The sequence below is a fragment of the Paenirhodobacter hankyongi genome (assembly GCF_003664585.1).
Taxonomy (GTDB): Bacteria; Pseudomonadota; Alphaproteobacteria; order Rhodobacterales; family Rhodobacteraceae; genus Rhodobacter; species Rhodobacter hankyongi.
On the sequence record NZ_RCHI01000004.1, the window covers coordinates 271,209 to 288,232 of the forward strand.

Consider the following 17,024-nt stretch of genomic DNA (forward strand, 5'->3'; position numbering starts at 1 on the left):
AACCCCGGCCTTGCACGGAACGAAGGGCTTTGGCGGAATGCGAAAGGGCGCCCGCATGGGGCGCCCTTCGGGTGCGGGGGGCGGGCGCGGCTCAGCCGAGCGCGGCGTCGCAGCGCTTGCAGGTGTGGGCATGCGCATGGGTGCCGACGTCGGGCAGGATCTTCCAGCAGCGCTGGCATTTCTCGCCCTCGGGGAGCAGGACTTTAGAGCCAATTCCTTCGACGTTAGGTCCAAATGGGGTGCCGTCATCATTCACCGGGCGCCCAAGCTCCAGAGCAACCTCTGAAACAATCAGTAGTTCGGCAAGATCGACCGATTGCAACAATCTGTACTGCTCAGGTTCCGGCGCACGAATGAGAATTTTCGCTTCAAGAGATGACCCGATGTGCTTTTCTGTGCGGGCGATTTCCATCATCGCATTCGCATTGGTGCGAACTTTGCGCAGGAACGCCATTTTCGCGCCGAGCGCCTCGTCCTTCCAGTCGGCGGGCGTCGCCGGGAAGTCCTGCAGATGGACCGAGCCATCCTCGGACGGGAAGCGGGTGAGCCAGACGTCCTCCATGGTGAAAGGCAGGATCGGTGCGAGCCAGGTGCTGAGCCGGAAGAACAGCAGGTCCATCACCGTGCGCACCGCGCGCCGGCGCAGGCTGTCGGGCGCATCGCAGTAAAGCGCATCCTTGCGCACGTCGAACCAGAAGGCCGAGAGGTCGACGGTGCAGAAGTTGAACAGCACCTGGAACACGCCCGAGAAGTTGAAGGCGCGGTAGTTGGCATGCACCTCGGCATCGAGCTCGGCCAGACGGTGGAGCATCCAGCGTTCGAGCTCGGGCATCTCGGCAACCGCCACGCGCTCGGCCTCGTCAAAGCCCGCGAGCGCGCCCAGCATGAAGCGCAGCGTGTTGCGCAGGCGGCGATAGCTGTCCGCGGTGCCCTTCAGGATCTTCGGCCCGATGCGCTGGTCGGCGGTATAGTCGGTCTGCGCCACCCACAGCCGCAGGATGTCGGCGCCGTATTCGTCGATCACCTCCTGCGGGGCGACGGTGTTGCCGATCGACTTGGACATCTTCATGCCCTTCTCGTCGAGCGTGAAACCATGCGTCACCACGTTGCGATAGGGCGCGCGGCCGATCGTGGCCGAGCCCTGCAGCAGCGAGGAGTGGAACCAGCCGCGGTGCTGGTCGGTGCCCTCCATGTAGACATCGGCGATGCCGTCCCTGGTGCCGTCCGCGCGGTCGCGCAGCACGAAGGCATGCGTCGACCCGCTATCGAACCACACGTCGAGCACGTCATAGACCTGTTCATAATCCGACGGATCGACGATGCCCGCGAGCACCTTTTCCTTGAAACCTTGCACATACCAGACATCGGCGCCGTCCACCTCGAAGGCGGCGGCGATCCGGGCGTTGACCTCGGCATTGCGCAGCAGGAAGTCGGCGTCGGTCGGCTTCGCGCCCTTCCTGGTGAAGCAGGTGAGCGGCACGCCCCAGGCGCGCTGACGCGACAGAACCCAGTCCGGCCGGTGCTCGATCATCGAATGCAGGCGGTTGCGGCCGGAGACCGGGGTGAACTTCACCAGCTCCTCGATCGAGCGCAGGGCACGGGTGCGGATGGTGTCGCCATAGCTGCCCATGCCGTCGTCGAGTTTGTGGTCGATCGCGGCGAACCACTGCGGCGTGTTGCGATAGATCACCGGCGCCTTCGAGCGCCAGGAATGCGGGTAGGAGTGCTTGATCTTGCCCTTCGCCAGCAGCGCACCCGCCCAGGCGAGCTGCTTGATGTTCGACACGTTCGCCGGGCCTTCCTTGCCGTCCTGGTCGAGGATCGCCTGACCGCCGAAGATCGGCAGGTCGGCGCGGTACGATCCGTCGGCCTCGACGTTGTAGGTCATCGGCAGCTTGAACTTCACGCCGAGCTGATAGTCGTCGTCGCCATGCGAGGGCGCGGTGTGGACAAAGCCGGTGCCGGCGTCCTCGGTGACGTGATCGCCGGGCAGCATCGGCACGTCATAATCCCACTCGCCCTGCGCCTCCTCGAGCCCGGCATAGGGGTGCTTCAGCACCACGCCCTCGAACTCGGAGGTCGCGACGTCGCGCAGCCGGGTGAAGCCCGTCACCTTCGCCGCGGTCATCACGCTTTCGGCCAGCGCATCGGCCAGCACCAGAAGCTCGCCCGCGACGGCGGTCGATTTCTCGTCGACGGTGTCGACGCGATACATCCCGTAGGCGATGCCCGGGCCATAGGCCACGGCACGGTTCTGCGGGATCGTCCAGGGGGTCGTCGTCCAGATCACGATCTTCGCGCCGTCAAGGCCTGCGGCCGGCGTGAAGCGAACCCAGATCGTGTGGCTGGTATGGTCGTGATACTCGACCTCGGCCTCGGCGAGCGCGGTCTTCTCGACCGGCGACCACATCACCGGCTTCGAGCCCTGATAGAGCGTGCCGTTCATCAGGAATTTCATGAATTCCTCGGCGATCACCGCCTCGGCATGGAAATCCATCGTCAGGTAGGGATCGGCCCAGTTCCCGGTCACGCCGAGGCGCTTGAACTCCTCGCGCTGCACGGTGACCCAGTTCTCGGCGAACTTGCGGCATTCCTGGCGGAAGGTGACGGTGTCGACGTCGTCCTTGTTCAGCCCCTTGGCGCGATACTGCTCCTCGATCTTCCATTCGATCGGCAGGCCGTGGCAGTCCCAGCCCGGGACATAGCGGCTGTCGTGGCCCATCATCTGGTGGCTGCGCACGATGATGTCCTTGATCGTCTTGTTCAGCGCATGGCCGATGTGCAGATGGCCGTTCGCGTAGGGCGGGCCGTCATGCAGCACGAAGGCGGGGCGGGCGTCGCCGCGGCCCTTTTCGCGCAGCTGGTCGTAGATCGCCAGACGCTCCCAGCGGGCCAGCCATTCGGGCTCGCGCGCGGGCAGGCCGGCGCGCATCTGGAATTCGGTTTCGGGCAGGAAGACGGTGTCGCGATAGTCGACGGTGGTTTCGGGCGTGTCAGCGCACATCGGAAGAATATCCTCGGCTTGAAGGAAGAGGGGCGCGCAGCCCGCGCCCGTGGCTTGCAGCAGTCCCGGCCACCCTGACGCGTCAGAGCGCCGGGCCGGTAATTCGACGGATGATGTGCGCAAGCCAGGTCATGGCGCGCCTTATAGGCGGCGCGCGCGCGCGCGGCAAGCGCCGGATGGGGGGCGCTGCCCCCTCTTGGCTGCGCCAATTCACCCCCGAGGTATTTCGGGCAAGGCGAAAGCGTAAGGGGGCTTTTGCTTGCAATTGCCTCAAATCTCCCGGGGGGGCGAAGCCCGAGGGGGCCGCGCGCCCTTTGCCCGGCCTTTTCCTTGCCCGGCCGATGGCCTAGGGTGGCGCCGATCTGCGGAGGGGGCCGATGAGCGACGAGACGGGGATGCCGAAAGCCGAAGACATCACGGCGATGTTCACGCGCGCGGGCGGGGACTATCTCTTTGCCCGCTGGGGGCGGCCGGTGGTGCCGGTGGTCTTCGGCGTCGATGCGGCGACGCTTGCCACGGTGAAGGGCGCGGTCGAGGCGGTGGTGACGCTGGCCGGCCATCAGATGGCCGAGACCGACCCCGAGCTTGGCGCGAACCTGATGATCTTCTTCTTCCGCGAGTGGCAGGAACTGCTCGAGGTGCCGAACCTCGACCGGATGATCGAGGGGCTCGGCGACCTCGTCGCGCGGCTCGAGGGCGCGGGGGCGAACCAGTATCGGGTCTTCCGCTTCGATCCGGCGGGGGCGATCCGGGCGTGCTTTGCCTTCGTGCGGATGGATGCGGCGCTTGACGAGGTGCCGGCCGAGACCATCGCGCTGAGCCAGGCGGTGCAGATGATCCTGCTCTGGGGCGAGGGCGCCTTTGCCGGCCATCCGCCGCTTGCCACGGCGCGCGGCGTGACGGTGCTGCGCCCCGAGGTGGCGGCGCTGATCCGTGCGGCCTATGACCCGGTGCTGCCCGCCGTCGCCCAGGACGCGAGCCATGCGCTGCGGCTCGCGGCCCGGCTCGCCGCGCCGCGACCGGAGGCCTCGGCATGACACATGAATTCCCGGTCCGGGTCTATTACGAGGACACCGACCTTGCCGGTATCGTCTATTACGCGAATTACCTGAAGTTCATCGAGCGCGGCCGCACCGAATGGGTGCGCAGCCTCGGCATCGATCAGGTCGCGCTGAAGCGCGATCATGGCCTCGTCTTCGCGGTGCGCCGGGTCGAGGCGGAGTACCTGCGGCCGGCGAAATTCGACGACGAGCTCACGGTGACGACCGCGCTGTCCGCTGTGGCGGGCGCGCGACTCATCGTCGAGCAGGCGGTGTGGCGCGCGGGCGAGAAGCTGTTCAGCGCCGCGGTGACCATCGTGTGCCTGAGCGAGACCGGCGCGCCTGCGCGTCTGCCGGCCGAATTGCGCCAGCGTCTGGTGCCCTCGCTGCACTGAACCGGGGCTGAGCGAGCCCTGCACCTGCTGCAATGCCGCATCAGCCGTGGCGCGATGACGCAGATGTTATGGCGCTCCCCCTGAACCTCGGATAGAATCACTGCTAAGAGAGCCGCGAAAACGGCTTCGACCGAGAGCAGTGAACGCCTAAAGGCACGATTATGGACCAGCAAACCCTTGCGATGGGGCAGGAGATCGATTTCTCGCTGCTTGCACTTTTCCTGCGCGCATCGCTGACAGTGAAACTTGTGATGATTATGCTCACCATGGCCAGCTTCTGGTCGTGGTCGATCATCATCCGGAAATTCATCACCTTCCGCGCCGCGCGCGCCGAGGCTGATGCCTTCGACCGCGCCTTCTGGTCGGGCGAGCCGCTCGACGAGCTCTTCGACCAGATCGGCCCTTCGCCCGAGGGCGCGAGCCAGCGCATCTTCGCCGCCGGCATGCTCGAATGGCGACGCTCGCACCGACATGACGGCGAGCTGATCGCCGGCGCACAGGCGCGCATCGACCGCTCGATGGATGTGGCGATCGCGAAAGAGGCCGAAACCCTGAACTCGGGGCTGAGCTTCCTCGCCACGGTGGGCTCGACCTCGCCCTTCATCGGTCTGTTCGGGACCGTCTGGGGGATCAAGGTCGCCTTCGAGGAGATCGCGATCTCGCAGAACACCTCGCTTGCCGTCGTGGCACCGGGCATCTCGGAGGCGCTCGTCGCCACCGCGATCGGCCTGATCGCCGCTATCCCGGCGGTGATCTTCTACAACAAGCTTTCGGGCGATGCCGACAAGATCACCTCGGGTTACGAGGCCTTCGCCGACGAATTCGCCACCATCCTTTCGCGCCAGCTGGACGCCTGAGCCATGGGCGCGGGGGTGATGAAGAAGGCCGGTGGCAGCGGACGCCGCCGGCGCGGGGGCAAGGGCCGGCACGCCGTGATGGGCGAGATCAACGTCACGCCGATGGTCGACGTGATGCTGGTTCTGCTCATCATCTTCATGGTGGCGGCGCCGATGATGACGGTGGGTGTGCCGCTCGAGCTGCCGAAGACGGCGGCGAAGGCGGTGCCGACCGAGCAGGAAGAGCCGCTGACGGTCTCGCTGCAGCTTGACGGCACGGTGTCGCTGATGAACTCGACGGTGCCCGAGGCGGAACTCGTCGACCGGCTGCACGCCATCGCGCAGGAGCGCGACAGCGACAAGATCTACCTGCGCGCCGATGGCGGCATCGAATATTCGCGCGTCGTCGAGGTGATGGGGGCGCTGAACGCGGGCGGCTTCAACAACATCATTCTGGTCACCGACACCGGCGGCCCCTCGCTGACGGGCAAGGCGCCTTCGGGGAACTGACGCGCCATGCGCATGGACAGGGCAGAGAAGATCGGCACGGAGGTCTCGGCGGCACTGCATATCGCGGTGATTCTGCTGGCGATCTTTGGCACCGACTGGTTCCCGCCGGAGCCGCAGGAACAGGTGCAGATGACGCAGGTCTCGGTGATCTCGCAGGCCGAGTTCGACGCGATCGCCGCCGCCGCACCGAAACAGGGCGCGAACAGCGAACCCGCCGTGCCCGCGGGCGGCGAGGCCTCGGCCGCGTCCGATGCGCCGGCGCAGCCGGAACCCGCCCCCGCGGCTGCCGAGCCCGCCCCGGCGCCCGCCGAGGAGGCGCCCGCGCCTGCGCCGCAATCCTCGCCCGTGCCGCCTTCGAAGCCCGCCCCGGCGCCCGAGCCGCAGCCCGACATGACCGCGGCCGCGGAGCCGACGCCGCCCGCCGAGGTGGTCGAGGTGCCGCCGACGATGATGCCGCCGGTGGTCGAGCCGCAGGACACGACCTCGCCCGATTTCTCGCCGCGCCCGGTGGCCAAGCCCGCGCCGCGCGTCGCGCCGACCCCGGCGCCCGCGCCCGAGCCTGACGCCAAGGTCGCCGAGGCGCCCGTCGCCGAGACGAAGCCCGCCGACACGCCGAAGCCCGAGCCGGTCGAGAAGCCGAAGCCCGAGGCGGCGCCGAAAGAGGCCGCGACCGAGATCACGCCCGAGACGAAGCCGGTCGAGGAGCCCGCCAAGACCTCGGCGCCGGCCAGCGTGCCGCGTCCGCAGACGCGCCCGACGAAGCCCGCTCCGGCCGAGACGAAGCCGGCCGAGACGAAGCCCGCGGAGACGAAGCCCGCGGAGACCAAGACCGCCTCGAACGACAGCGCGACCGACAAGGCCTCGGACAAGCCTGCCGACAAGGCTGCCGACAAGGTGCCGGCGGCGAAGCCCGCCGCCAAGCCGGCCGACAAAGCGACGGATAAGGCGTCGGACAAGACCTCTGGCACCGGCACCGGCAAGGCGACGGACAAGGGCACCGGCAAGGCGAGCGACAAGGCGACCGACAAGGCTTCGGGCACGCCCGCGAAATCGGGCACCTCCGGCAAGTCGGGCAGCGCGAGCGGGGTGAACGACGCGCTGGCCGAGGCGATGACCTCGGAAACCGGCACCGGCACCGGCGGTCTCGGCATCGCCGAGAACGGCCCGCCCGTGACCGCCGGCGAGAAAGAGGCGCTGATCGTCGATGTGAAGGCCTGCTGGAACACCGGCGCGCTCAGCTCGGAAGCGCTGCGCACCACGGTGACGGTGCTCGTCGACATGGGCCAGAACGGCAAGCCCGACGTGAAGTCGATCAAGATGAAGGGCTTCACCGGCGGCTCGGAAACCGCGGCGAAACAGGCCTTCGAGGCGGCGCGCCGCGCGATCGTGCGCTGCGGCTCGGACGGTTTCCCGCTGCCCACCGAGAAATACGGCTGGTGGAAGCAGATCGAGATCGTCTTCGACCCGAACAAGATGAGGATGAAGTGACGCGTGCGCCGCAGGGAGCCGGAAAAATCCGGCTCTCCGCCGCTTGTGATGTGCCGCGACGCAGAAATTGGATACAACGGGCAAAAGCCCAAGCCAGGGAAAAGAGCATGTTCCGTTTTGCATTGGCCGCGCTGGCGGCGCTGATGATCGGCCCGGGGGCGGCGCTGGCGCAGCAGGGCCCGCTGCACATCGAGATCGACGAGGGCGTGATCGAGCCCTTGCCCTATGCCCTGCCGAGCTTCGTCGCGGAAACCGGCGGCGCGTCCGAGATGGCGGCACAGATCTCGCAGGTCATCAATGCCGACCTGAGCGGCACGGGCCTCTTCCGGCAGATCCCCGAGAACGCCTATCTGCAGCGCTTCTCGAGCTTTGACACCCCGGTCAGCTATGCCGACTGGCAGGCGATCAACGCGCAGGCGCTGATCGTCGGCGGCGTGTCGACGTCGGGCGGCAAGGTGGTGGTCAAGTTCCGCCTGTTCGACGTCTACTCGAACCAGCAGCTGGGCGATGGCCAGCAGCTTGCGGCCAGCCCGCAAAGCTGGCGCCGTCTGGCGCACAAGGTGGCCGACGTGATCTACAGCCGGATCACCGGCGAAAGCGGCTATTTCGACAGCCGCGTGGTCTATGTCTCGGAGAGCGGGCCGAAGGACAAGCGCCTGAAGCGCCTCGCGATCATGGATTACGACGGGGCGAACGTGAACTATCTCACGGATTCGAGCACGATCGTGCTGGCCCCGCGCTTCTCGCCCACCGGCGACCGCATCCTTTACACCACCTTCGAGACCGGCTTCCCGCGCATCAAGCTGATGAACGTCGGCAATGTCAGCGGCCAGCTGCTCCCCGAGGTGCCCGGCACGATGACCTTCTCGCCGCGCTTCTCGCCCGATGGCGGCTCGATCGTCTATTCGCTCGAGCAGAACGGCAACACCGACCTGTGGAAGATGTCGGCCTCGGGCGGCGCGCCGACCCGGCTGACGAATTCGCCGGCGATCGAGACCGCGCCGTCCTTCAGCCCCGACGGCTCGCGCATCGTCTTCGAAAGCGACCGCTCGGGTGGCCAGCAGCTCTACATCATGCCGGCAGGCGGCGGCGAACCGACCCGGATCTCCTATGGCGACGGCCGCTATGGCACCCCGGTGTGGTCGCCGCGCGGCGACATGATCGCCTTCACCAAGCAGGCGGGCGGGCGCTTCTTCATCGGCGTGATGCGCACTGACGGTTCGGAAGAGCGGCTGCTGACGGCCTCGTTCCTCGACGAGGGCCCGACCTGGTCGCCGAACGGCCGCGTGATCATGTTCACCCGGGAAAGCCCCGGTGCCGGCGGCGGCGCCCAGCTTTTCACCATCGACATCTCGGGGCGGAACCTGAAGAAGGTCGGCAATGCCGGCGGGGCCTCGGATCCGGCCTGGTCGCCGCTTCTGCCCTGAGCCCGATTCACAAAGCATTCCGAACCTGTTACCTTCGCCCGAAAGGGCAAAACCAAAAGGCGGTACACATGAACTTTGCACCCAAGGCAGTGATCCTGCTGGCAGTCCTGGGCCTCGCGGCCTGTAACAACCCCGACAAGTACGGCTCGGGCAATGGCGTGGTCGATCCGGGTGGGGTCTACGGCGGCGGCGACGGCTCGGTCTCGCAGGGCTCGATCAGCGACCCGAACTCGCCGGCCTATTTCAATGCCACCGTCGGCGACATGGTGCACTTCGTGGTCGACCAGTCGACGCTGAACGACGAGGCCCGCAACATCCTGATGGGCCAGGCCAAGTGGCTGAACGCGCACGGCAAGTACTCGGCCATCATCGAAGGCCACGCCGACGAGCAGGGCACCCGCGAATACAACCTCGCGCTTGGTGCGCGCCGCGCCTCGGCGGTGCAGGAATTCCTGATCTCGCAGGGCGTGTCGGCCTCGCGTCTGCGCACCGTCTCCTACGGCAAGGAACGTCCGCTCGCCGTGTGCTCGTCGGAAGACTGCTACTCCAAGAACCGTCGCGCGGTCACCGTGATCTCGCTCGGCGCGGGGAGCTGATCTGATGCGGCGGGTGATGCTGGGGGCGGCCGTGGCGCTGGCGCTGGCAGCGCCCGCCCATGCGGCCGACAAGCAGACGCTGGCTGACATCCGCGCGGAACTCGCGCAGCTGTCTGCCCAGCTTCAGGACCTGCGTTCGGAGCTGGTGGCGTCGGGCGCGAAGGGCATGCAGGCGGCGGGCGGTGCCTCGGCGCTGCAGCGCATGGACACGATGGAGGCCGAGCTGAGCACGCTCACCTCCCGCACCGAGGAATTGCAGAACCGCATCGACCGGGTCGTCAAGGACGGCACCAACCGGGTCGGCGATCTGGAATTCCGCGTCTGCGAGCTCGAGGAGGGCTGCGATCCCTCCAGCGTCGGCCAGGGCGCGCCGCTTGGTGGCGCGGCGCCGGCCGCAAGCGCGGTGACGGCGCCCGCGGCGCCGAGCACCGGGGCCGCCTCCTCCTCCTCTTCGGGCGGTGGCGATCTGGCAATGAACGAGCAGAGCGATTTCGACCGGGCCAAGGGGGTGCTCGGTCAGGGTGACTTTCGCGGCGCCGCTGACCTCTTTGCGACCTTTGCCGAAACCTATCCGGGTGGCCCCCTGACCGACGACGCGATGTATCTGCGCGGCGACGCGCTGCATCAGGCGGGCGATGTTCCGGGCGCGGCCCGGGCCTGGCTCGACGCCTTCTCGGCGGCGCCCGAGGGCAAGCGCGCGGCGGACAACCTGCTCGAGCTCGGCAAGGCGCTTGGCGAACTCGGTCAGAAGAACGAGGCCTGCGCGACGCTGGCCGAGGTTCCGGCCCGCTTCCCCTCGTCGCAGGCGGCGGGGCAGGTGCCCTCGGCACAGGCGGGCCTTGGCTGCCAGTGACGCCGGATCTGACCGCGCTCCTGAAACAGGCATTTGGCCCCGATGCGCCCCCGCGTGTCGGGGTTGCCGTTTCCGGCGGCGGGGATTCGACGGCGCTGCTGGTCGGGCTCCGCGAGGCGGGCTTCGACCTTGCCGCGGTGACGGTGGATCACGGGCTGCGCGCCGGCTCGGCCGAGGAGGCGGCCGAGGTCGGCCGGCTCTGCGCGGGTCTTGGCGTGCCGCACAGCGTGCTGAGCTGGGAGGGCACCGCGGCCGAGGGCAACCTGATGGATGCGGCACGACGGGCCCGGTTGCGGCTGATCGGAGCCTGGGCGTGGGGGCAGGGGATCGGCCATGTCGCGCTTGGCCACACCGCCGATGACGAGGCTGAGACCTTCCTGATGCGGCTTGGCCGCGAGGCCGGGCTCGAGGGCCTTGCCGGAATGCGCCGCCGCTTCGTGGCCGAGGGTGTCACCTGGCACCGGCCGCTTCTGGACGTGAGCCGCGCCGATCTGCGCGCGGCGCTGCGCGCACGCGGGCTTGGCTGGATCGACGATCCCTCGAACGACAATCCGCGGTTCGGCCGGGTGCGGGCGCGTCAGGCGCTGGCCACGCTCGCGCCCCTTGGCATCACCCCGGCGACGCTGGGCGCCGTGGTACGCAACCTTGCGGCGGCCGATGCGGTGCTGAGCGAAACCCTGTGCCGCTTCGTGGAGGCGGCGGTGACGACCCCCGCGGGCGACGTGGTGATCGCGCGGGAAGGGGTCGAGGCGCTCGCCCCCGAGCTGCAGCGGCGGCTTCTGAATGCCGCGCTGCGCTGGATCTCGGGCAGCGATTACCCCCCGCGCGCGGCCAAGGTGGCGGCTCTGCTTGCGGGGCTGGCGGAGCAGGGCGACCGCACGTTGCATGGCTGCCGCATCCGCATCGGACGCGATGCGCTGCGCCTGACCCGCGAGGCGGCGGCGGTCGCCGCGCTGCGGGTGCCCGCGGGCGAGCGTTGGGACCGCTGGGACCTGACCGGCCCCGCCGCACCGGGGCTCGAGATCGCGGCGCTTGGCGAGGGCGGGCTTGCCCTGTGCCCGCACTGGCGTGAGACCGGATTGCCGCGCGCGAGCCTGCTTGCCTCCCCCGCTGTCTGGAGTGGCGCAAGGCTGATCGCGGCACCGCTTGCCGGGCTCGAAAACGGCTGGAAAGCGCAAATTGCCTGCGGCGCATTTGCGGAGTCTCTAATCAGACGTTGAACCTGACCGCGTAATCCCTATTTTCACCCGGTAAAGGCCCGGCGGAGACCGGTCCCCGTCTATTCTGGAGGTTCCCCTTGGGCAACGCACGCAATCTGGCCTTCTGGGCCGTGCTGTTCCTGCTGATTCTCGCGCTGTTCAACCTTTTCGGAGACGGGCAGGCCTCGATGAATGCGCGGCAGGTCGCCTATTCGGAATTCATGACCGCCGTCGACAAGGGCGAGGTCAAGTCCGTGCAGCTCGACGGCGAGGATGTGCGCTATCAGATCGCTGACGGCACCACCTATTCCACGGTGAAGCCCGAGGCGGACGAGATCGCCGAGAAGCTGATCGACAAGGGCGTGCAGGTCAACGTGATCAAGCAGGCGCAGTCGGGCTTCATGTCGCTGCTGGGCGTCTGGCTGCCCTTCATCGTGATGATCGGGATCTGGATCTTCTTCATGAACCGCATGCAGGGTGGCGGCAAGGGCGGCGCCATGGGCTTCGGCAAGTCGAAGGCCAAGCTGCTGACCGAAAAGCAGGGCCGCGTGACCTTCGACGATGTCGCCGGCATCGACGAGGCGAAGGAAGAGCTCGAGGAGATCGTCGAATTCCTGCGCAACCCGCAGAAGTTCTCGCGCCTCGGCGGCAAGATCCCGAAGGGCGCGCTGCTCGTCGGCCCGCCCGGCACCGGCAAGACCCTTCTCGCCCGCGCCATCGCCGGCGAGGCGGGCGTGCCCTTCTTCACCATCTCGGGCTCCGACTTCGTCGAGATGTTCGTGGGCGTTGGCGCCTCCCGCGTGCGCGACATGTTCGAGCAGGCGAAGAAGAACGCGCCCTGCATCGTCTTCATCGATGAAATCGATGCCGTGGGCCGCGCCCGTGGCGTCGGCATCGGCGGCGGCAACGACGAGCGCGAGCAGACGCTGAACCAGCTTCTGGTCGAGATGGACGGTTTCGAGGCGAACGAGGGCATCATCATCATCGCCGCCACGAACCGCAAGGACGTGCTCGACCCGGCGCTCTTGCGCCCCGGCCGCTTCGACCGGCAGATCCACGTGCCGAACCCCGACATCAAGGGCCGGGAAAAGATCCTCACCGTCCACGCCCGCAAGGTGCCGGTGGGCCCCGATGTCGACCTGCGCGTGATCGCGCGCGGCACGCCGGGCTTTTCGGGCGCCGATCTCGCGAACCTGGTGAACGAGGCGGCGCTGATGGCCGCCCGCGTCGGTCGCCGTTTCGTCACCATGGAAGACTTCGAGCAGGCGAAGGACAAGGTGATGATGGGGGTCGAGCGTCGCTCGATGGTCCTCACCCCCGAGCAGAAGGAAATGACCGCCTATCACGAGGCCGGCCACGCCGTCGTCGGGATGAAGCTGCCGAAATGCGACCCGGTCTACAAGGCGACGATCATCCCGCGCGGTCAGGCGCTTGGCATGGTGGTCTCGCTGCCCGAGATGGACAAGCTGAACTACCACAAGGACGAGGCCAAGCAGAAGATCGCCATGACCATGGCGGGCAAGGCGGCCGAGATTCTGAAATGGGGCGAGGAACACGTCTCGAACGGCCCGGCCGGCGACATCATGCAGGCCTCGGCGATTGCCCGCGCGATGGTGATGCGCTGGGGCATGTCGGACAAGGTCGGCAACATCGACTATTCCGAGGCGCATGAAGGCTATCAGGGCAACACCGGCGGGTTCTCGGTCTCGACCAAGACCAAGGAGCTGATCGAGGAAGAGGTCCGCGAACTGATCGACGCCGGCTACAAGGAGGCGCGCCGCATCCTCATGGAAAACCAGGAGGACTGGGAGCGTCTGGCGCAGGGGCTGCTGGAATACGAGACCCTCACCGGCGAGGAGATCCGCAAGGTGATGGCGGGCGAGGCGATCCACGGCGACGACGGCAACACGCCGGGCGGCCTGCCCTCGGTCACCTCGGTGCCGAAGACGAAACCCGCCAAGGGGCCCGACGCCGCGCCGGAACCCTCGGCGTAAGCGGGGGCGGCGGCGATGGCCCGGTCTCGCACCGAAAGCGCCGACTGGAATCCCGAAAGCTACGGCCGCTTCCGCGATCTGCGGGTGCGGCCGGCGCTCGATCTGATGGCGCGGGTGGGCGAACTGCCCGCCGGCAAGGTGATCGACCTCGGCTGCGGCGCGGGGGCTGTGGGGGCGGCGCTCGCCGACCGCTGGCCCGGGCGCAAGATCGTCGGCGTCGATGCCTCGCCCGCGATGATCGGCAAGGCGGCCGCGACCGGCGTCTATCGCCGCTGCGATCTGGCCGATATCCGGACCTGGGAGCCGGGCAAGCCGCCGGCGCTGATCTTTTCGAACGCCGCGCTGCACTGGCTTGACGATCACGCCACGCTTCTGCCCCGGCTGGCGGGGCTGCTGGCGCCCACGGGGGTGCTGGCGGTGCAGATGCCGATGCAATGGGGGGCGCCCTCGCATCGGTTCCTGCGCGATCTGGCAACCGAGATGTTCCCCGACCGTTTCGATTTCACCGGCTGGGAGCCGCCGGTGGCGCCACCGCTCGACTATGCGCGGATGCTCGCCCCGCTCGGCGAGGTCGACGTCTGGACCACCGATTACATCCACCGCCTCGGCTCAGAGGGGGCGGTGCACCCGGTGCGCCGCTTCACCGAGTCGACCGCGCTGCGCCCCTTCGCCGCGAAGCTGAACGAGAGCGAGCTTGCGGGCTTTCTCGTGCGCTACGAGGGGGCGCTCGACGCCGCCTATCCGGTCGAGCCGGACGGCACCGTGCTCTTCCCCTTCCGCCGTCTCTTCCTGGTTCTGAGGGTCGCCGGATGCCTGCGCTGAAATCCACCCAGTTTCATGGCGAAATCGTCTTTCTGGGCCTTGTGAAGCCCGGCGCGGGGCTGGCGTCCGAGCCGGTGTCGCAGCTTCTTCTGGGCTTTGACGGCGCCACGGGGGAATCCCATTCCGGCCGCACCCGCGCCAGCTGTTCGCGCGTGACCGAACAGCACCCGCCGGGCACCGAGATCGCCAACACCCGGCAGCTGACGATCCTGTCCGAGGAGGAGCTGGCCGAGACCGCCTTTGCCATGCGCCTGCCGCATCTGGCGCCCGAATGGGTCGGTGCCTCGATCGTGCTGCGCGGCCTGCCCGATCTGACGCATCTGCCCCCCTCGTCGCGGCTGCAGGGGCCCGATGGTGCGACGCTTGTCGTCGACATGGAGAACCGCGCCTGCGTGCTGCCCGGCAAGGTGATCGAGACCGTGCACCCGGGCGCCGGGCCGCGCTACAAGCCCGCGGCGCAGGGCCGGCGTGGCGTCACCGCCTGGGTCGAGCGGCCGGGCGTGCTGGAACTCGGTCAGAGCCTGCGCCTGCACATCCCCGATCAGCGCGCCTGGTCGCGGATGTCCGACGTCCGCGGCTGAGCCCGCTTTCCCCTGTCGCCGTAACGGGTTAGGCTCCGCCGAGGAGGACCCGATGCTGCCTGATATCGAGATTGCCCGCGCCGCCCCGAAACGTCCGATGCCCGAGGTCGCCGCAAAGATCGGCATCCCGGATACCGCGCTGATCCCCTATGGCCGCGAGATCGCCAAGATCGACCGCGCCTTCCTGGACGAGATCGAACCGCGCGCCGAGGGCCGGCTGATCCTCGTCACCGCGATCACGCCGACGCCGGCGGGCGAGGGCAAGACCACCACCACCGTGGGTCTTGGCGACGGGCTGAGCCGGATCGGCAAGCGCGCCGCGATCTGCATCCGCGAGGCCTCGCTCGGCCCGAACTTCGGGATGAAGGGGGGCGCGGCCGGCGGCGGGCGGGCGCAGGTGGTGCCGATGGAGGCGATGAACCTGCATTTCACCGGCGATTTCCATGCCGTGACCGCGGCGCACAACCTGCTTGCCGCGATGATCGAGAACCACCTCTACTGGGGCAACGCCCTTGGCCTCGATCCGCGGCGGATCAGCTGGCGGCGGGTGATCGACATGAACGACCGGGCGTTGCGCGACATCGTGACGGGGCTCGGTGGCGTCGCGAACGGGGCGCCGCGGCAGACCGGTTTCGACATCACCGCGGCCTCGGAAGTGATGGCCTGCCTGTGCCTCGCGCGCGATCTGGGCGATCTCGAGGCGCGGCTTGGCCGGATCGTGATCGGCGAGCGGGCCGACCGCAGCCACGTGACCTGCGCCGAGCTGGGCGCGGCGGGGGCGATGGCGGTGCTGTTGCGCGACGCGTTGCAGCCGAACCTCGTGCAGACGATCGAGCACACGCCGGCCTTCGTCCACGGCGGCCCCTTCGCCAATATCGCGCATGGCTGCAGCTCGGTCATCGCCACCCGCACGGCGTTGCGGCTGGCCGATTACGTGGTGACCGAAGCGGGTTTCGGCGCGGATCTCGGTGCCGAGAAGTTCTTCGACATCAAGTGTCGCAGCGCCGGGCTGGTGCCCTCGGTTGCGGTGATCGTGGCGACGGTGCGGGCGCTGAAGATGCAGGGCGGGATGGCGCTGGCCGACCTTGGCCGCGAGGATGTGGCGGCGCTGAGCCGGGGCTGTGCGAACCTTGGCCGCCACATCGCCAACACCCGCGGCTTCGGTGTGCCGGTCGTCGTGGCGATCAACGCCTTCGACAGCGACACCGAGGCCGAGATCGCTGCCCTCGTCGACTATGCCGCGCATCAGGGCTGCCGCGCGGTGCTGTGCCGGCACTGGGCCGAGGGCGGCGCCGGGGCCGAGGACCTCGCGCGCGAGGTGGTGCGTCTGGCCGAGGGGCCGGGCGGTTTCGCGCCGCTCTACCCCGACGAGATGGGCCTTTTCGAGAAGATCGAGGAGGTGGCAAAGCGGATCTATCACGCCGATGCGGTGATCGCCGAGGCCTCGCTGCGCGCCCAGCTTGCGGCATGGGAGGCGCAGGGTTTCGGTGCGCTGCCGGTCTGTGTCGCGAAGACGCAATATTCCTTCTCGACCGATCCGAAGCGGCGCGGCGCGCCGAACGGTCACAGCGTCACCCTGCGCGAGCTGCGGTTGTCGGCCGGGGCGGGCTTCGTCGTGGCGATCTGCGGCGAGATCCTGACCATGCCGGGCCTGCCGCGCGCGCCCGCGGCCGAGCGCATCGGCCTGACCCCCTCGGGCGAGGTCGAGGGGCTGTTCTGAGCGGCCGGGCTTGAGCCGCGGCGCGGAAGCTGCAATAGATCCCGCACAGCAAATGCGAAGGATGCCGATGAAAGAGCCCGCCACGATTGCGACGATGGCCGAGCTGCGCGCCGAGATCGATGCGCTTGACGAGCGTCTCGTCGCGCTTCTCGCCGACCGGGCCCGGCTGATCGACCGCGCGGCCGAGCTGAAGCCCGGCGAGGGCATGCCGGCGCGGATCACCGCGCGGGTCGAGGAGGTGGTCGGCAATGCCGCCGCCGCCGCCGCCGCGCGCGGGCTCGACCCCGTGCTGGTCGAAGGCATCTGGCGAGCGCTGGTCGACTGGTCGATCGCGCGCGAGGAACGGGTTCTGGGCAAGGGAGATGCCGAATGACCGCGACGATCATCGACGGGAAGGCCTTTGCGGCCAAGGTGCGGGCGCAGGTCGCCGGGCATGTGGCGCGGCTGAAGGAAGAGCAGGGGATCACCCCGGGCCTCGCCGTGGTGCTGGTGGGCGAGGACCCGGCCTCCGAGGTCTATGTCCGCAACAAGGGCAGGCAGACCGTCGAGGTCGGGATGA

General features: G+C 68.4%; 16 protein-coding genes. 15 read left to right on the top strand and 1 reads right to left on the bottom strand.

Going from position 1 to position 17,024, the window contains the following annotated elements:
* Positions 1–91: 91 nt before the first annotated feature.
* Positions 92–3,004 carry an isoleucine--tRNA ligase gene (gene ileS, locus DYS74_RS06375; protein WP_121532016.1) on the bottom strand — a complete coding sequence of 971 codons (2,913 nt, stop codon included), beginning with the start codon at positions 3,002–3,004 and terminating at the stop codon, positions 92–94.
* A gap of 377 nt (positions 3,005–3,381) precedes the next feature.
* Here ileS and DYS74_RS06380 point away from each other — a divergent pair, with 377 nt between their 5' ends.
* From DYS74_RS06380 to DYS74_RS06450, 15 genes are all read left to right on the top strand, one after another.
* Complete coding sequence (locus DYS74_RS06380; protein ID WP_245965210.1) at positions 3,382–4,041, top strand: hypothetical protein; 660 nt, start codon at positions 3,382–3,384, stop codon at positions 4,039–4,041.
* The gene (gene ybgC / locus DYS74_RS06385) at positions 4,038–4,439 is read left to right on the top strand and encodes a tol-pal system-associated acyl-CoA thioesterase (protein ID WP_121532018.1); all 402 of its coding nucleotides are present in this window, start codon (positions 4,038–4,040) and stop codon (positions 4,437–4,439) included. The genes DYS74_RS06380 and ybgC overlap by 4 nt, the downstream gene beginning before the upstream one ends.
* A gap of 161 nt (positions 4,440–4,600) precedes the next feature.
* Entirely contained in the window at positions 4,601–5,296 is a 696-nt protein-coding gene (gene tolQ / locus DYS74_RS06390) for a protein TolQ (RefSeq protein WP_121532020.1), read from the top strand.
* Positions 5,297–5,299: 3 nt separating this feature from the next.
* Positions 5,300–5,785 (top strand): ExbD/TolR family protein, encoded by a 486-nt coding sequence (locus tag DYS74_RS06395; protein ID WP_121532022.1) that lies wholly within the window; start codon positions 5,300–5,302, stop codon positions 5,783–5,785.
* 6 nt (positions 5,786–5,791) lie between these two features.
* Entirely contained in the window at positions 5,792–7,273 is a 1,482-nt protein-coding gene (locus tag DYS74_RS06400; RefSeq protein WP_245965211.1) for a cell envelope biogenesis protein TolA, read from the top strand.
* Positions 7,274–7,380: 107 nt separating this feature from the next.
* A complete protein-coding gene (tolB, locus tag DYS74_RS06405) occupies positions 7,381–8,700 on the top strand; it encodes a Tol-Pal system beta propeller repeat protein TolB (protein ID WP_121532026.1) in 1,320 nt (439 codons plus the stop codon).
* A 68-nt stretch (positions 8,701–8,768) separates the two neighbouring features.
* Entirely contained in the window at positions 8,769–9,296 is a 528-nt protein-coding gene (gene pal / locus DYS74_RS06410) for a peptidoglycan-associated lipoprotein Pal (protein WP_121532028.1), read from the top strand.
* A 4-nt stretch (positions 9,297–9,300) separates the two neighbouring features.
* Positions 9,301–10,149, top strand: coding sequence for a tol-pal system protein YbgF (gene ybgF, locus DYS74_RS06415; RefSeq protein WP_121532030.1), 849 nt, complete (start codon positions 9,301–9,303; stop codon positions 10,147–10,149).
* Entirely contained in the window at positions 10,146–11,369 is a 1,224-nt protein-coding gene (gene tilS / locus DYS74_RS06420) for a tRNA lysidine(34) synthetase TilS (protein WP_245965212.1), read from the top strand. Before ybgF ends, tilS begins: the two co-directional genes overlap by 4 nt.
* A 77-nt stretch (positions 11,370–11,446) precedes the next feature.
* Positions 11,447–13,342 (top strand): ATP-dependent zinc metalloprotease FtsH, encoded by a 1,896-nt coding sequence (gene ftsH / locus DYS74_RS06425; protein ID WP_121532032.1) that lies wholly within the window; start codon positions 11,447–11,449, stop codon positions 13,340–13,342.
* Between the two features lie 15 nt (positions 13,343–13,357).
* Positions 13,358–14,164: a methyltransferase domain-containing protein gene (locus DYS74_RS06430; protein WP_121532034.1), complete on the top strand. Its 807-nt coding sequence runs from the start codon at positions 13,358–13,360 to the stop codon at positions 14,162–14,164.
* Positions 14,152–14,745, top strand: a complete 594-nt coding sequence (locus DYS74_RS06435) for an MOSC domain-containing protein (RefSeq protein ID WP_121532036.1) — start codon at positions 14,152–14,154, stop codon at positions 14,743–14,745. Before DYS74_RS06430 ends, DYS74_RS06435 begins: the two co-directional genes overlap by 13 nt.
* Before the next feature lie 52 nt (positions 14,746–14,797).
* Positions 14,798–16,465 carry a formate--tetrahydrofolate ligase gene (locus DYS74_RS06440; RefSeq protein WP_121532038.1) on the top strand — a complete coding sequence of 556 codons (1,668 nt, stop codon included), beginning with the start codon at positions 14,798–14,800 and terminating at the stop codon, positions 16,463–16,465.
* Positions 16,466–16,532: 67 nt separating this feature from the next.
* A complete protein-coding gene (locus tag DYS74_RS06445; protein WP_121532039.1) occupies positions 16,533–16,838 on the top strand; it encodes a chorismate mutase in 306 nt (101 codons plus the stop codon).
* On the top strand, positions 16,835–17,024 hold a 190-nt coding region (locus tag DYS74_RS06450), incomplete at its 3' end, for a tetrahydrofolate dehydrogenase/cyclohydrolase catalytic domain-containing protein (RefSeq protein ID WP_281272453.1). The genes DYS74_RS06445 and DYS74_RS06450, both read left to right, overlap by 4 nt.

Coding starts and splice junctions, on each gene's coding strand:
- DYS74_RS06445 (WP_121532039.1), top strand. CDS start 16,533: ATGAAAGAGCCCGCCACGATTGCGACGATGGCCGAGCTGCGCGCCGAG.
- pal (WP_121532028.1), top strand. CDS start 8,769: ATGAACTTTGCACCCAAGGCAGTGATCCTGCTGGCAGTCCTGGGCCTC.
- DYS74_RS06440 (WP_121532038.1), top strand. CDS start 14,798: ATGCTGCCTGATATCGAGATTGCCCGCGCCGCCCCGAAACGTCCGATG.
- ybgC (WP_121532018.1), top strand. CDS start 4,038: ATGACACATGAATTCCCGGTCCGGGTCTATTACGAGGACACCGACCTT.
- DYS74_RS06395 (WP_121532022.1), top strand. CDS start 5,300: ATGGGCGCGGGGGTGATGAAGAAGGCCGGTGGCAGCGGACGCCGCCGG.
- DYS74_RS06400 (WP_245965211.1), top strand. CDS start 5,792: ATGCGCATGGACAGGGCAGAGAAGATCGGCACGGAGGTCTCGGCGGCA.
- DYS74_RS06435 (WP_121532036.1), top strand. CDS start 14,152: ATGCCTGCGCTGAAATCCACCCAGTTTCATGGCGAAATCGTCTTTCTG.
- DYS74_RS06380 (WP_245965210.1), top strand. CDS start 3,382: ATGAGCGACGAGACGGGGATGCCGAAAGCCGAAGACATCACGGCGATG.
- tolQ (WP_121532020.1), top strand. CDS start 4,601: ATGGACCAGCAAACCCTTGCGATGGGGCAGGAGATCGATTTCTCGCTG.
- tolB (WP_121532026.1), top strand. CDS start 7,381: ATGTTCCGTTTTGCATTGGCCGCGCTGGCGGCGCTGATGATCGGCCCG.
- DYS74_RS06430 (WP_121532034.1), top strand. CDS start 13,358: ATGGCCCGGTCTCGCACCGAAAGCGCCGACTGGAATCCCGAAAGCTAC.
- ileS (WP_121532016.1), bottom strand. CDS start 3,004: ATGTGCGCTGACACGCCCGAAACCACCGTCGACTATCGCGACACCGTC.
- ybgF (WP_121532030.1), top strand. CDS start 9,301: ATGCGGCGGGTGATGCTGGGGGCGGCCGTGGCGCTGGCGCTGGCAGCG.